Here is a 13904-nt window from a genome sequence, read left to right as displayed (position 1 = left end):
ACGCCGCTGCATGACACTGATACGCCTTGCCTTGCTGACAACAATACTTCTTGCAGGTTGCGATAGTGGAGCGCGCGCCACCGCCGCGCCCCCTGAATGCATACGCATCGTTTCCGCCCTGGAGCGTCTTGCCTGCTTCGATGCGGCGGCCGGGACACCGCCAACGCCTGCGCCTGAGGCCCCTGTCGCGACCAAAGCCACGCCCAAGGTGCCCGGCATCAGGCTGCTGGTCGATGCCAACGAGGCTGGCCGGCTCGCCGAGGAGACCCTGTCGAGGATCACCCGCAGCCCGGATGTGCTGCCAGGACAGGACAAAGTGGTGATCTCCGCACCCGCGCCGGCGGGCGACCAACCCGGCACCTGGCTGGCGATCAGTTGCCTGTCGAACATCTCCCGCCTGCAGCTGCTGAGTGTCGAACCCTTGCCGGTGAATCACATCGGTATCCGCCTCCTGCTGGACGGCCGACCGCTGACGCCAACCCGCACCTGGCAAGTGCTGGACGACGGCACGGTGGTCGACGCCGGCCGTGGCCTGGTGGCCATCGAGCAGTTGCGCCAGCTGACCCGTCCTGGCGAGTGGCTGCAGGTCGAGAGCAACCACGCTCCGCTGCATGGCATCAGGTTCGATGCCAGGGCGCTGGCCGAACAGATGTCCTGGCAACGGGAGGCATGTCACTGGTGAAGCAACTTCCACCACTGGACCTGAAGGCATTGCTGGCCGCATTGGATGAGCGCCAGCCCGCAGGAACGTTCGATGCAGAGAACCCGTTGTTCCAGGATATCGACCAGGAAATGGTCAAGCTTGGCGGCCTGCAGGAACGGACCATCGACTGGGAATTCGTCGACCAGGGTGCCCGTCGATACCTGACCGACCACTGCAAGCACTTCCGTATCGCAGGCCACCTGATCACGGCACACCTGCGAACGAACAGTTGGCGCGGCTGGGCAGAAGCCACCAGCGTACTGGCGGCAATGGTCGAGAAATACTGGGAGGCCGGGCACCCCAAGCCTGGTCCCACGGGGTATGCCGGCAAACGCCGGCTGGTCGGGCAGTATCTGGAACGACTGGGCGACGCCCTGCCCCACCTCGACCGCAAGGGCTATGACGAAGATTTCCGCAAATCCGCCCAGCATGCCCTCGACAGCCTCCAGGCCAGTGCGCCCCTGTCGGGGCTGGATGTTCCGCAATTGAGCCGGCTGGAAAGCACGCTGCGACGTTACGCCGAGTCCACCCGCGCACCCGAGCAGGCAAAACAGCCGCAGCCGGCAAGCGTCGAGCCGCTGGCCGACGCGTTCTTCGCGCCGGTTTTAGCCAGCCCGGAAAATGAGCGGGAGTATCGCCGTTCGCTGCTCTCGGCTGCCGAGGCCATCAATCTCAAGGACGCCTTCGACCCCACCGGCTACCTGCTGCGTCGCTTCGCCCTGTGGGCACACCTGACCCAGGCGCCCTACGCCCACAACGATAACCGCACCGCGTTGATGGCCACGCCCCTGGAGATCACGGACACCTACGAAAAAGCCCTGGCGAACAACAGTATCGATCCGCCGCTGCTGCAGCGGATCGAACGCAGTGTGGCGGCGTCCCCGTACTGGCTGCGTGGCAGCTTCCTGTCGGCCAGCGTGGCACGCAAGCTCGACATGCCACGGGTCGCCGAGGCCATACGCCAGGCCTGCGAGCGCCTGGTAACCCGCCTCCCCGCCTTGACCTCGCTGGCATTCGTCGATGGTCGCGCGTTGCTCGATGACGACACCCAGGCCTGGCTGAGCGGCTCCGCAGAGAACGTTGGAGCCAGCTTCGACCCGGAGTATCCAGCGCTACGCGACGAACTGGCCACGCTGCTCGACAGCGCAGGCGTGGAACCGATGTTGCGCAGCCTGGAATCGCTCCAGCAGCAAAAGTCCGAACCACGCCATGCCTGCCATCTCATGACCATCGCCGCCCAACTGCTCGCCTCCCGCGGGCTGAACTGGCTCGCAGAGGGCCTGTATGCCCGGGCCCGCTGCGTCATGGACAGCACCAGCATCCGCGCCTGGGAACCGCAACTCCACGCGTTGCTGGTACGCCACACGCCGGCTGGCGAAGAACAGAAGCATTGAACAGGAGCATCGCCATGGAGAACATCTGGTCCAACCTGCAACGATATGGCCGGCCCGCCCTGCGCTGGCTCAAGCCCGGCATGCCATTCATGTTGCCGGGCGTGCTGATCCTGGCCGTGATTGCCATCTGGTGGCTCGGCCCCCACTGGACCTTCGCCGATCGCCAGCCGCTCGCCAGCCTGACCGCACGCGTCCTGCTCACGATCATGCTGCTGGTCCTGCCCTTGTTGGGCTGGACGCTTCACCTGCGTCGACGCACCCGGCTACTGGAGGCAGAACGCGCACGCGCCCGGGAAGTGCAAGACGACCCCTGCCTGCGCTTCATCGAGGCCCAGGAACGCGATCTCGACCGCAACCTGGCACTGCTCCAGGCCAATCTCAGCGGCCGCAACGCCTTGTACCAGATGCCCTGGTACCTGGTGCTGGGGCAGGAAAACTCGGGCAAGACCAGCTTCGTCAACCGCTCCAGCCAGAGCTTCTCGCTGAGCGGAGAAATCAAGGCCAGTGCCTGGCGCCAGCACGACGACCCCGACAGGCTCTACCCGATCGACTGGTGCATCGGCGAGCAGGCGGTACTCATCGACCCTCCCGGCGAGATCATCAGCCAGCGCCGCAGCATCGCGGGCTTGCCGGAAGACCTCCCTGCGCGCCTGTGGAACAGCTTCGTCACCTGGTTGGGCCGCAATCGCAGCCGTCGGCCGCTGAACGGCGTGGTGCTGATGGTCAGCCTGGTGACCCTGCTGAAACAGAAACCCAGTGACCGCAAGGCCCTGGCCGCACTGCTGCGTGCCCGCTTGATCGAACTCAGCCGCGAACTGGGTACGCGCCCGCCGCTCTACGTCGTGCTCAGCAAGTTCGATTTGCTCGAAGGCTTCGAGCCGCTGTTCGCCCGACTGCCCAATTCGGTGCGCGAGGACATCTTCGGTTTTACCTTCACCCTCGACTCGGTACGCGACTACGACGCCTGGCTCGACGAACTGGGCGCGCGCTACGATGCCTTCCTCGATCGCCTGAACGAACAGGTCTTCGATGCCATGGCCCAGGTAAGCGACGTCGCGCAGCGGGAATCCCTGTACTCGCTGGTGCGGCAATTGTCCGGCCTGCGTCCGGTGCTGCTGGACTTTCTCGCGGACGTGATGGGCAGCGACCGCTTCGTCACGCCCTCGCTGCCACGGGGCGTGTTCTTTTCCTCGGTGTTCCAGCAGGGCGTTCTCAACAACGCCTTCGTGTCCTCGGCGGCGCAAAGTTATGGCCTGGCGGAGCCGGCCAACAAGATGCATCCCAGCGGGCGGGCGATGGTCTACTTCGCCCAGCGCCTGTTCCAGAACGTCATCTACCCCGAAGCCGGCCTGGCCGGCGACAATCCTCGGGTCTTGCGGCAGAAGCGACATGCCCTGGCCGTGCACTTTGGCCTGGCATCGCTGGGCAGCCTGCTGATCATCGGCGGCTGGTACCACTACTACAGCGTCAACCGCGACAAGGCAGCGAGCGTCATGGAACGCAGCCGCGCCTTCAGCGCCAGTGCCATCGACGGCACGCTGGACCCCAGCGGCGGCAATCTGCTGCTGCCGCTGGACCAGATCAGCAACGCCGTCGCCGTCTATGGCAACTACCGCAATGCCTGGCCGGTACTGGCCAACATGGGCCTGTATCAAGGCCGGGCAATCGGCCCAAAGGTCGACGAAGCCTACCTGGCTCTGCTATCGCAACGCTTCCTGCCCGCCCTGGCCAGCGGCGTGATGGAATCGCTGGACGGCTCCGACCTGGACGGTGACGCCCAACTGGCGGCCCTGCGGGTCTATCGAATGATCGAAGACCGCCCCAATCGCCGCGCCCCGGTGGTGGAAAACTGGATGGCCGCCTACTGGCAACGAGCCTTCCCTGGCGACGACAGCACCCAACGCGCCTTGATGCGTCATCTGGACTACGCCATGAAGTACGTCGACACCCAGTTGCCGCACTACCAGGAGCGCGTTGCCACGGTGCAGCGTCATCTGCGGCAGATCCCCCTGCCGGAACGGGTGTACATGACCATGCGCCAGGAGGCCGGAGCGTCCCAGCGTTCACCGTTGGACATACGCAATGAAATCGGCCCGGCCTACGACATCGTCTACCAGACCGACGCCGAAGCCAGCGGCCGCATCGATGCCCTGTTGACCGCCAACGGCTACCGCAGCTACTTCGCCAGGCGCAGCGAGGCCCTCACCGAGCTGGCGATGATCGACCAATGGGCAGTGGGCGAGCGCAGCGGAGTCGCCTACTCGGAGGCTGACAAAGCCATCCTCAGCGAGCGCATCCGGGCAATCTACAGTCGCGCCTACGTGGAAACCTGGCAACGCAACCTTGCCCGGCTCGAGGTGCGGGACTTCCAGGATATCGCCGATGCCGTCGGCATACTGGACAGCATCACCGGCCCGGCCGCGCCTTTGCGGCGTCTGCTCGAAACGGTACGGGACAACAGTGACTTCGGCCTCGCAGCCTTGGCCGACGCCAGCTCGGCGCCAATGGCAGACAAACTGGCCGAGCAGCGCGACGATGCCGTGCAGTCGCCACTGATCATGGATGTCGCCCGCGCCTTCGCGCCGCTGAACCAGTTGCTGGAGGCCAGGGGTGAACGGGCACCCTATCTGGAGGAAACGATGCTGGCCATTGGCGGTGTGCAGGACAAGGTGCGCGTCCTGCACGACAGCCCCGAACGCGGCAAGACCGCACTGGCCATGGTGGTGGAGCGCTTCTCGCTGAAGGGCCCCGACCCCATCGCCAATCTGCAGAGGATCGCCGCCGGATTGCCCGAGCCGATCAATCGCCAGGTCGCCAAGCTGGCCGCCGAATCCTCGCGGATCATCCTGGTTGAGGCGCTGCGCGAGCTGGAACGGCGCTGGGACAGCGACGTCCACCGCTTCTATCGCGAGCGCCTGGCCAATCGCTACCCGTTCAACCCATCGAGTCGGGAGGAAGCCTCGCTGGAAGACTTCACGGCATTCTTCGGTCCACAGGGCCGCTTGCAACAGTTCCGCGAGCACTACCTTGACCTGTTCCTCGAAGACAACCTCGAAGCGCTCTACTCCGAGCGTCTCGGCGGCTACCTGGTGCGGGCGGATGTACAGGAACGACTGCAGTCCGCCGAGCGCATCCGCGACGCCTTCTTCAATAGTCGCGGGCTGCTCGGGGTGCAGTTCTACATCGAGCCGCTGGGCCTGGCACCGAACAAACGCAGCAGTTCGTTCAGCGTCGAAGGACAACTGGTCACCTACAACCATGGCCCGACCACCAGCACGGCGCTGATCTGGCCCAATACCCTGGCGCCGAACAACGAAAGCCGCATCACCCTGGTCAACGCCGGCGGCAGCAGCAGCGGCATGGTCCATCGCGGGCCCTGGTCGCTCTATCGGCTGCTGAGCCAGGCGCGGCTCAACGGCACCACCAGCACCAGCGTGGACCTCAGCTTCACCGCGCCGGACGGCGGCATGCGTTACCGCATCAGTACCGAGAAAGCCAACAACCCGTTCACCCAGCCGCTGTTCAAGGGCTTTGCCTTGCCCCGGACACTGTTGCAGGAGGGGGTATAAGGTCGCTCAACCACCACTGACCGCCCGCCGATCCTCCCGCGGACACCGCTGGAACCGCGCCCGGTAACTGCGGGTGAAATACGAAGGTGAGTCGAACCCGCAGGCGATGCTCACCTCCAGCACGCTCATCTCGGTCTGGCGCAGCAGTTGCCGGGCCTTGTCCAGGCGCAGGCGCAAGTAGAAACCGCTGGGCGTGTCGTTGAGGTAGAGGCGGAACAGACGCTCCAGCTGACGGCGGCTGACCTGCACCGATTCGGCCAGATCGAGGGTGTTCAGCGGCGTTTCCGTATTACGCTCCATGGCGCCGATCACCTGCACCAGCTTGCCGTTGCTGATGCCGTAGCGCGAAGCGATCTGCATGCGCTGGTGGTCCTGGCGCGGGCGGATCCGGCCGAGCACGAATTGCTCGGAAACCTGGATCGCCAGCTCGGCGCCGTGGGCCTGGCCGATCAGGTCGAGCATCAGGTCAATGGACGCCGTACCGCCCGCCGAGGTGATGCGGCGCCGGTCCACTTCGAAGAGTTCCTGGGTTGCGTCCAGCCGCGGATAGCGCTCCTTGAACGCCTCCAGTGCCTCCCAGTGCAGGGTCACCCGGTGGCCGTCGAGCAGTCCCGCTTCGGCCAGCAGCAGCGTGCCGGTATCGATCCCGCCCAGCACCACCCCTTCGTGATCCAGCTTGCGCAGCCAGTGGGCCAATCCCGGGCTATAGCTGTGCAGCGGCTCGAACCCTGCCACCACCAGCAAGGTCGCGCCCTTGCCCAGCGGCTCCAGCGGGCCGTCGGCGTTGACCGACATGCCATTGCTCGCCTCCACCGCGCCGCCGTCCAGGCTCAGCACCCGCCAGCGGTACAGCCCGGGGCGAAAACGGTTGGCCACGCGCAGCGGTTCCAACGCCGAAATGAAGCCCAGGGCAGAGAAACCGGGTAACAGCAGAAAGTGGAATTCCTGGGGCATGGCGCCGTCTCGCTGAACGGGGAATCAGGGTTAATACTCCGCAGGTCGCCACTGTGCAAGAGCTGGTCGCCAGAGTGCGATTGACCCGGGCCATCCCCACGTAACTTGAGCACCACGGCTCGCAGAAGCCGCCCCCCTCATAACAATTAGAACTGCCGTTGGAGGAGCCACCATGCAATCGATCAGTCGTTCGCTCTTGATGCTTGTCGGTACCGCAGTCCTCAGCACCAACGTAATGGCCGCCGACCCGGCCGCCTGCAAGAACGTGCGCCTGGGCGTCGTCAACTGGACCGACGTGATGGCCACCAGCGCCATGACCCAGGTACTGCTCGACGGCCTCGGCTACCAGACCAAGCAGACCAGCGCCTCGCAGCAAATCATCTTCGCCGGTATCCGCGACCAGCGCCTGGACATGTTCCTCGGCTACTGGAACCCGATCATGACCCAGACCATCACGCCCTTCGTCGACGCCGGCCAGGTCAAGGTGCTCGACGCACCCAGCCTGAACGACGCCCGGGCCACCCTCGCCGTGCCGAAGTACCTGGCCGACAAGGGCCTGAAGACCTTCGCCGATATCCATAAATTCGAGAAGGAACTGGGCGGCAAGATCTATGGCATCGAACCGGGCTCCGGGGCCAATACCCAGATCAAGGCGATGATCGCCAAGAACCAGTTCGGCCTCGGCAAGTTCCAGCTGGTGGAATCCAGCGAGGCCGGCATGCTCGCCGCCGTCGATCGCGCCGTGCGGCGCAAGGAAGCGGTGGTGTTCTTCGGTTGGGCACCGCACCCGATGAACGTGAATATCGATATGGAATACCTCAGCGGCAGCGAAGGCGCACTCGGCCCGGACGAAGGTCGCGCCACAGTGTGGACGGTGACCGCGCCGGACTATGCCAGCCGTTGCCCGAACGTGAGCCGGCTGCTGACCAACCTGACCTTCAGCGCCGAAGACGAGAGCCGCATGATGCAGCCGCTGCTGGACCACAAGGACGCGCTGGAATCGGCGCGCCAGTGGCTCAAGGATCACCCCGAGGACAAGGCGCGCTGGCTCGAGGGTGTAACCACCCTCGATGGCAAGCCGGCTGAGGAGAACCTCAAGCTTACCGCCAACTGACAGACCGCCATCGCCGGCAACGCCGGCTCCCACAATGGAACTGCGTACACCGTCCCTGTGGGAGCCGGCGTTGCCGGCGATGAGGCCCTCCCAGACACCCGAAAATCCCGCGGCCCAATTGGACCGCGAAGCCCCGACACGCCTGAAGGAAACCGCAATGAACCACGACGTCATCATCACCTGCGCCCTCACCGGCGCCGGCGACACCGCCAGCAAGAGCCACTTCGTCCCGGTCACGCCCAAACAGATCGCCGCTGCCGCCGTGGAAGCGGCCAAGGCCGGCGCCACCGTGGTCCACTGCCATGTTCGCGATCCGCAGACCGGCCGTTTCAGCCGCGATGTCAGCCTGTACCGCGAAGTGATGGAGCGCATCCGCGAGTCCGACACCGACATCATCGTCAACCTCACCGCCGGCATGGGCGGCGACCTGGAAATCGGCCCTGGCGAGATGCCCATGGAGTTCGGTGCCGGCACCGACCTGGTCGGTCCCCTGGAGCGCCTGGCCCATGTCGAGGAACTGCTGCCGGAAATCTGCACGCTGGACTGCGGCACCCTCAACTTCGGCGACGGCAACAGCATCTATGTTTCCACCCCGACCCAACTGCGTGCCGGCGCCAAGCGCATCACCGAGCTGGGCGTGAAGGCCGAGCTGGAAATCTTCGACACCGGCCACCTGTGGTTCGCCAAGCAGATGATCAAGGAAGGCCTGCTCGAAGATCCGCTGTTCCAACTGTGCCTGGGCATCCCGTGGGGCGCTCCGGCGGATACCGCGACCATGAAGGCCATGGTCGACAACCTGCCGCCGAACGTGACCTGGGCCGGCTTCGGCATTGGCCGCATGCAGATGCCGATGGCGGCCCAGGCGGTGCTGCTGGGCGGCAACGTGCGGGTCGGCCTGGAAGACAACCTGTGGCTGGAAAAAGGCGTACTGGCGAGCAACGGCCAGTTGGTGGAACGCGCCGCCGAAATCCTCCATCGCCTCGGCGCCCGGGTCCTGAGCCCCGCCGAAGGCCGCGCCAAAATGAACCTGACCCGTCGCTGATCTTTTCCAGGAGTCCTCCATGAGTTTCATTACCGATATCAAGACCTTCGCCGCCCTGGGCAGCGGTGTGATCGGCAGCGGCTGGGTCGCCCGCGCCCTGGCCAACGGCCTCGACGTAGTGGCCTGGGACCCGGCACCCGGCGCCGAGCAAGCCCTGCGCAAGCGCATCGCTAATGCCTGGCCGGCCCTGGAGAAGCAGGGCCTCAAGCCCGGCGCCTCGCAGTCGCGCCTGCGCTTCGTCGCAACCATCGAGGAATGCGTGCGCGATGCCGATTTCATCCAGGAAAGCGCGCCGGAAAGGCTGGACCTCAAGCTCGACCTGCATGGCAGGATCAGCGCAGCGGCCAAGCCGAATGCACTGATCGCGTCGAGCACCTCGGGCCTGCTGCCGAGCGAGTTCTACGAGTCATCGACACACCCCGAGCGCTGCATTGTCGGCCACCCGTTCAACCCGGTGTACCTGCTGCCGCTGGTGGAGATCGTCGGTGGCCGCAACACCTCACCCCAGGCTATCGAAGCAGCCAGGCAGGTCTATGCGTCGCTGGGCATGCAGCCACTGCATGTGCGCAAGGAAGTTCCCGGTTTCATTGCCGACCGCCTGCTCGAAGCGCTGTGGCGCGAGGCGCTGCACCTGGTCAACGACGGCGTGGCGACCACCGGCGAGATCGACGATGCGATCCGCTTCGGCGCCGGCCTGCGCTGGTCGTTCATGGGCACTTTCCTGACCTACACCCTGGCCGGTGGCGATGCCGGCATGCGCCACTTCATGGCCCAGTTCGGCCCGGCCCTGCAATTGCCCTGGACCTACCTGCCGGCACCGGAGCTGACCGAGGAACTGATCGACGCGGTGGTCGACGGCACCAGCGAGCAACGTGGCGAACGCAGCATTGCCTCGCTGGAGCGCTATCGTGATGACTGCCTGCTGGCGGTGCTGGATGCGGTAAAAACCACCAAGGCCCGCCACGGCCTGAACTTCAGCGACTGAACGGAGAACCGCGATGCCTGCGCTGACCACCTACCGGACCCCCGTGCTGCCGGACTGGGTCGATTACAACGGGCATCTGCGCGATGCCTTCTACCTGCTGATCTTCAGCTATGCCACCGATGCGTTCATGGAATGCATCGGACTGGACGGCGACAACCGCGAGGCCACCGGGCATTCGCTGTTTACCCTGGAGTGTCATCTGAATTACCTGCACGAGGTCAAGCTGGGCACGGAGGTGACGGTGCAGACCCAGGTGATCGGCCATGACCGCAAGCGCGTGCACCTGTATCACAGCCTGCACCGGGAAGGGTTTGCCGAGGCGCTGGCGGCAAGCGAGCAGATGCTGCTGCATGTGGACCTGGCGGGGCCGAAGTCGGCGCCGTTCGAGGCGGCGGTGCTGGCGCGGTTGCAGGGGATCGTGGCGGAGCAGGAGGATTTGCCGGTGCCGGCGTTTGTCGGGCGGGTCATACGTTTACCAGCTTGATCGCGGTCAATGTGGGAGCGGGTTCACCCGCGATTGCGGTAGTGAATTCAACACCGTAATCGCGGGTGAACCCGCTCCCACAATTGACCGCGTCGCTTTTTCGATGGACAAAAAACTGCCCCGGCAAGCCGTGACGCAGCCGGGGCAAAGAGCGAGCAACCTACCGTGCCAGAAGGGTGGTGACCAAACCGCCCTCGACCTGTGCATGACTCCAGTGTGCACACTCCCGCTGCCGCCGATTTTGCCGAAAACGACCTGTTCATAGGTAAAGCGGCCATCGCGACAATCTGTCCTTGCCCGCTCTGCCGGGCGCTTCCAGAATCGGACCACGACTTCTAAATGCCACAAGGACAACAGCCATGATGCATGCGGATTTGATTGATCAGGAAGACCTGGTAGGCCACCTGCGCGCCCTGGGCTTCGAGACGCCGTCCGGGGTCAGTGCGGAGCAGGCCTGCGAGCATGCGGTACGCGGCTTGAGCGCACCGCAGGCCAAGGCGTTGAAGGGCATGGTGGAACAGATGTACACCGGCAGCGCGACCATCCTGCCGGCGGTGCGCCAGGCGATCGAAAAGCAGTTGTTGCCGGCGCTGGCGGAGTTCAAGGCCACTCATCAGTGACCTTCATCGCCGGCAACGCCGGCTCCCACAGGGTTCGCGTACACCGCCTGACCTTGTGGGAGCCGGCGTTGCCGGCGATGAGGCCCTCACATCCAGCACAAACCCCCGATCACAACCTCACACTGGCAAAGGTCGATTCGTTGCGCGCCTGGCTCAATGCCGCCATCGGCCCTGCCATCGGCGACAGCACCAGCGCCTGCGGAATCGGCATCATCGCCACCTGCTGCGCGGTATTCGAGCCGACACGCTCATCCCGCGGCGGAATGCCGAAGTACTCGCGGTAGCACTTGGAGAAGTGCGGGGTCGAAACGAAGCCACACACCGAGGCCACTTCGATGATCGACATCGGCGTCTGCTTGAGCAGTTGCCGGGCACGGATCAGGCGCAGCTTCAGGTAGTAGCGCGACGGCGAGCAGTGCAGGTACTTCTGGAACAGCCGTTCGAGCTGCCGGCGCGAAACCGACACGTAGACCGCCAGTTCGTCCAGGTCGATCGGCTCTTCCAGGTTGGCTTCCATCAGCGCGACGATTTCCTGCAGCTTCGGCTGGTTGGTACCGAGCATGTGCTTGAGCGGCACGCGCTGGTGGTCCTGCTCGTTGCGGATGCGCTCGTAGACGAACATTTCCGAGATCGCCGCCGACAGCTCGCGACCGTGGTCGCGGCTGATCAGGTGCAGCATCATGTCCAGCGGCGCGGTGCCGCCAGAACTGGTGAAGCGGTTGCGGTCGAGGGTGAACAGGCGGGTGCTCATGCTCACCCGCGGGAAAGCTTCCTGCATCGCCGCCAGGCATTCCCAGTGGACGCTGCAATCGAAACCATCGAGCAGCCCGGCACAGGCCAGTGCCCAGCTGCCGGTGCACACCGCGCCAAGACGCCGCGACTGACGGGCCTGGCCCTGCAGCCAGGTCACATGTTCACGGGTCACGGTGCGCTGGATGCCGATGCCGCCGCAGACGATCACGGTATCCATCGGTGGTGCCTTGTGCATGGCTGCGTCCGGGGTGATCTGCAGGCCATCGCTGGCCCAGACCTGGCCGCCGTCCACGCTCAGGGTGTGCCAGCGGTACAGCTCGCGGCCGGACAGCTGGTTGGCCATGCGCAGCGGCTCCACGGCGGAGGCGAGGGAGATAAGGGTGAAGTTGTCCAGCAGCAGGAAGCCGATGGATTGGGGTGCGCGGGTCTGGGATTGGGTCCCGGCATTGTAAGACGTCATCGCGATCTCTCCTCACACAAAGCAGGTTGCGCCCCAGGCGTGGGCTCATTGTTGTTATGCACCCTGTCGACTCGATTGCAGGGCATGGCTTTGCTCTCGCAAATGCCGTGCCTGAAATTGAATGGCTATTCAATAAATCCTGAAAGCGACCTCGCGACCTGTCTAAAAAGCGGTTTGTATCAATATGAAATCTGCGCGGAAAGGCGCGGGCCAAAGCATGTCGGAATGTTTCGTGAGCAGTTCGGTAGCACCCTGATACGGGATGCCCAGAAACGACACCCGGTAGTGTCACCGCAAGTAGTGTGGGAAATGGTGACAGACGGTATGAGAAGCGTCTGAGCCCACGCGCCAAAAAGCGGCGTGGGCTCGAAGGGATGTGCGAAAAGTGCGCAGCGGAATCAGCACTCGATGGCGCTGACCGCCAGGCCGCCGCGGGAGGTTTCCTTGTACTTGTCGTGCATGTCGGCGCCAGTGTCGCGCATGGTGCGGATCACCCGGTCCAGCGAGATGAAGTGATCGCCGTCGCCACGCAGGGCCATCTGCGCCGCATTGATCGCCTTGACCGCAGCGATCGCGTTGCGCTCGATGCACGGCACCTGGACCAGCCCGCCGACCGGGTCGCAGGTCAGCCCGAGGTTGTGCTCCAGGCCGATTTCCGCAGCGTTTTCCAACTGCTCCGGCGTCGCCCCAAGCACCTCGGCCAGCCCTGCCGCGGCCATGGCGCAGGCCGAACCGACCTCGCCCTGGCAGCCCACTTCGGCACCGGAGATGGACGCATTCTTCTTGCACAGGATGCCCACCGCCGCCGCCCCGAGGAAGAAGTCGACCACGCAGGCTTCACTGACCTTGTCGCTGAAGCGCATGTAGTAGTGCAGCACCGCCGGAATGATCCCGGCCGCGCCATTGGTGGGAGCGGTGACCATGCGCCCGCCGGCGGCGTTCTCTTCGTTGACCGCCAGGGCATAAAGGTTGACCCACTCCATGGCGCTCAGGGTCGAGCCGATCACATTGGGCTTGCCCAGCTCCAGCAGGCTGCGGTGCAGCTTGGCGGCGCGGCGCTTGACATTGAGCCCGCCGGGCAGCGTGCCCTCATATTTCAGGCCGTTCTCGACGCAGTCTTGCATGGCGCGCCAGAGCTTCATCAGGCCGGCGCGGATTTCCGCTTCGCTGCGCCAGACCTTTTCGTTTTCCATCATTAATTGCGACACGCGCATGTCGTTTTGCTTGCAGCGCTCGAGCAGTTCCGCCGCGCTGTTGAAATCGTAGGGCAGCACAGTGTTGTCGCTGTCCAGCACACCGCTCGCCGCCTGCGCCGCATCGACCACGAAGCCGCCGCCGACCGAGTAGTAGGTGTCGCTGTGCAGTTCGCCTTCGGCGTGCTCGGCAACCAGCGTCATGGCATTGGGATGGTAGGGCAGGTTCTCGTCCAGCAGGCGCATGTCGCGGCTCCAGACGAATTCGACCGGGTACCGGCTATCGAGCTGCAAGGTGTCTGTTTCGCGCAGTTCGGCGATGCGCTGGCCGATGGTCGAGGGGTCGATCGAATCGGGCCATTCGCCCATCAGACCCATGATTACCGCGTTGTCGCTGCCGTGGCCGACGCCGGTGGCGGACAGCGAGCCATAAAGCCGTACTTCGATGCGCCGCACCCGCTCCAGCTCGCCCCGTTCACGCAGGCCCTGGACGAACAGGGCGGCGGCGCGCATGGGCCCGACGGTATGGGAACTGGACGGGCCGACGCCGATCTTGAACAGGTCGAACACACTGATGGCCATGGCCACGAACCTCCTGGTTGGGCAGGTGTGCGCCCGCCAGGACACGGGCGC

Annotated in this window: 11 protein-coding genes; 8 read left to right on the top strand and 3 right to left on the bottom strand. The window is 64.8% G+C overall.

Features of this window, described 5'->3' with window-relative positions; all coding sequences use genetic code 11:
* Nucleotides 1-10: 10 nt before the first annotated feature.
* From ACPFMA_RS01890 to tssM, 3 genes are read left to right on the top strand one after another with little or no spacing between them, the layout of a single operon-like run.
* Nucleotides 11-682, top strand: coding sequence for a type VI secretion system-associated protein TagO (locus tag ACPFMA_RS01890; RefSeq protein WP_425929581.1), 672 nt, complete (start codon nucleotides 11-13; stop codon nucleotides 680-682).
* On the top strand, nucleotides 670-2097 hold the full coding sequence (tssA, locus tag ACPFMA_RS01885; protein WP_420059516.1) for a type VI secretion system protein TssA: 1428 nt from the start codon (nucleotides 670-672) through the stop codon (nucleotides 2095-2097). Before ACPFMA_RS01890 ends, tssA begins: the two co-directional genes overlap by 13 nt.
* A 14-nt stretch (nucleotides 2098-2111) precedes the next feature.
* Complete coding sequence (gene tssM / locus ACPFMA_RS01880; protein ID WP_425929580.1) at nucleotides 2112-5666, top strand: type VI secretion system membrane subunit TssM; 3555 nt, start codon at nucleotides 2112-2114, stop codon at nucleotides 5664-5666.
* 6 nt (nucleotides 5667-5672) lie between these two features.
* On the opposite strand, the gene ACPFMA_RS01875 is transcribed toward tssM, so the two are convergent.
* Nucleotides 5673-6620 carry a GlxA family transcriptional regulator gene (locus ACPFMA_RS01875; RefSeq protein WP_064301223.1) on the bottom strand — a complete coding sequence of 316 codons (948 nt, stop codon included), beginning with the start codon at nucleotides 6618-6620 and terminating at the stop codon, nucleotides 5673-5675.
* A gap of 172 nt (nucleotides 6621-6792) precedes the next feature.
* Between ACPFMA_RS01875 and choX the strand changes: the two genes are divergently transcribed.
* The 5 genes from choX to ACPFMA_RS01850 all read left to right on the top strand — a co-directional run bounded on the left by choX (nucleotide 6793) and on the right by ACPFMA_RS01850 (nucleotide 10865).
* Nucleotides 6793-7734 carry a choline ABC transporter substrate-binding protein gene (gene choX / locus ACPFMA_RS01870; protein WP_064301222.1) on the top strand — a complete coding sequence of 314 codons (942 nt, stop codon included), beginning with the start codon at nucleotides 6793-6795 and terminating at the stop codon, nucleotides 7732-7734.
* Between the two features lie 157 nt (nucleotides 7735-7891).
* Nucleotides 7892-8776 carry a 3-keto-5-aminohexanoate cleavage protein gene (locus ACPFMA_RS01865; protein ID WP_009396916.1) on the top strand — a complete coding sequence of 295 codons (885 nt, stop codon included), beginning with the start codon at nucleotides 7892-7894 and terminating at the stop codon, nucleotides 8774-8776.
* Nucleotides 8777-8795: 19 nt separating this feature from the next.
* A complete protein-coding gene (locus ACPFMA_RS01860) occupies nucleotides 8796-9761 on the top strand; it encodes an L-carnitine dehydrogenase (protein ID WP_064301220.1) in 966 nt (321 codons plus the stop codon).
* Nucleotides 9762-9774: 13 nt separating this feature from the next.
* Complete coding sequence (locus ACPFMA_RS01855) at nucleotides 9775-10245, top strand: thioesterase family protein (protein WP_425929579.1); 471 nt, start codon at nucleotides 9775-9777, stop codon at nucleotides 10243-10245.
* 359 nt (nucleotides 10246-10604) lie between these two features.
* Nucleotides 10605-10865 (top strand): hypothetical protein, encoded by a 261-nt coding sequence (locus tag ACPFMA_RS01850; RefSeq protein ID WP_009396912.1) that lies wholly within the window; start codon nucleotides 10605-10607, stop codon nucleotides 10863-10865.
* 109 nt (nucleotides 10866-10974) lie between these two features.
* Here ACPFMA_RS01850 and ACPFMA_RS01845 read toward each other — a convergent pair whose 3' ends face one another.
* Together ACPFMA_RS01845 and ACPFMA_RS01840 are read right to left on the bottom strand one after the other, a co-directional pair.
* Nucleotides 10975-12078 carry a GlxA family transcriptional regulator gene (locus tag ACPFMA_RS01845; RefSeq protein WP_009396911.1) on the bottom strand — a complete coding sequence of 368 codons (1104 nt, stop codon included), beginning with the start codon at nucleotides 12076-12078 and terminating at the stop codon, nucleotides 10975-10977.
* Nucleotides 12079-12476: 398 nt separating this feature from the next.
* Nucleotides 12477-13853 carry an L-serine ammonia-lyase gene (locus tag ACPFMA_RS01840; RefSeq protein WP_064301218.1) on the bottom strand — a complete coding sequence of 459 codons (1377 nt, stop codon included), beginning with the start codon at nucleotides 13851-13853 and terminating at the stop codon, nucleotides 12477-12479.
* Nucleotides 13854-13904: the final 51 nt, after the last annotated feature.

Origin of the sequence: Pseudomonas sp. NyZ201, assembly GCF_049860765.1 — a bacterium.
Classification (GTDB): domain Bacteria; phylum Pseudomonadota; class Gammaproteobacteria; order Pseudomonadales; family Pseudomonadaceae; genus Aquipseudomonas; species Aquipseudomonas bharatica.
This window is presented reverse-complemented; position numbering and strand designations above follow the sequence as displayed.

What these genes read in the sequence shown, in the direction of transcription:
- ACPFMA_RS01890 (WP_425929581.1), top strand. Translation starts at nt 11, where the DNA reads ATGACACTGATACGCCTTGCCTTGCTGACAACAATACTTCTTGCAGGT.
- tssA (WP_420059516.1), top strand. Translation starts at nt 670, where the DNA reads ATGTCACTGGTGAAGCAACTTCCACCACTGGACCTGAAGGCATTGCTG.
- tssM (WP_425929580.1), top strand. Translation starts at nt 2,112, where the DNA reads ATGGAGAACATCTGGTCCAACCTGCAACGATATGGCCGGCCCGCCCTG.
- ACPFMA_RS01875 (WP_064301223.1), bottom strand. Translation starts at nt 6,620, where the DNA reads ATGCCCCAGGAATTCCACTTTCTGCTGTTACCCGGTTTCTCTGCCCTG.
- choX (WP_064301222.1), top strand. Translation starts at nt 6,793, where the DNA reads ATGCAATCGATCAGTCGTTCGCTCTTGATGCTTGTCGGTACCGCAGTC.
- ACPFMA_RS01865 (WP_009396916.1), top strand. Translation starts at nt 7,892, where the DNA reads ATGAACCACGACGTCATCATCACCTGCGCCCTCACCGGCGCCGGCGAC.
- ACPFMA_RS01860 (WP_064301220.1), top strand. Translation starts at nt 8,796, where the DNA reads ATGAGTTTCATTACCGATATCAAGACCTTCGCCGCCCTGGGCAGCGGT.
- ACPFMA_RS01855 (WP_425929579.1), top strand. Translation starts at nt 9,775, where the DNA reads ATGCCTGCGCTGACCACCTACCGGACCCCCGTGCTGCCGGACTGGGTC.
- ACPFMA_RS01850 (WP_009396912.1), top strand. Translation starts at nt 10,605, where the DNA reads ATGATGCATGCGGATTTGATTGATCAGGAAGACCTGGTAGGCCACCTG.
- ACPFMA_RS01845 (WP_009396911.1), bottom strand. Translation starts at nt 12,078, where the DNA reads ATGACGTCTTACAATGCCGGGACCCAATCCCAGACCCGCGCACCCCAA.
- ACPFMA_RS01840 (WP_064301218.1), bottom strand. Translation starts at nt 13,853, where the DNA reads ATGGCCATCAGTGTGTTCGACCTGTTCAAGATCGGCGTCGGCCCGTCC.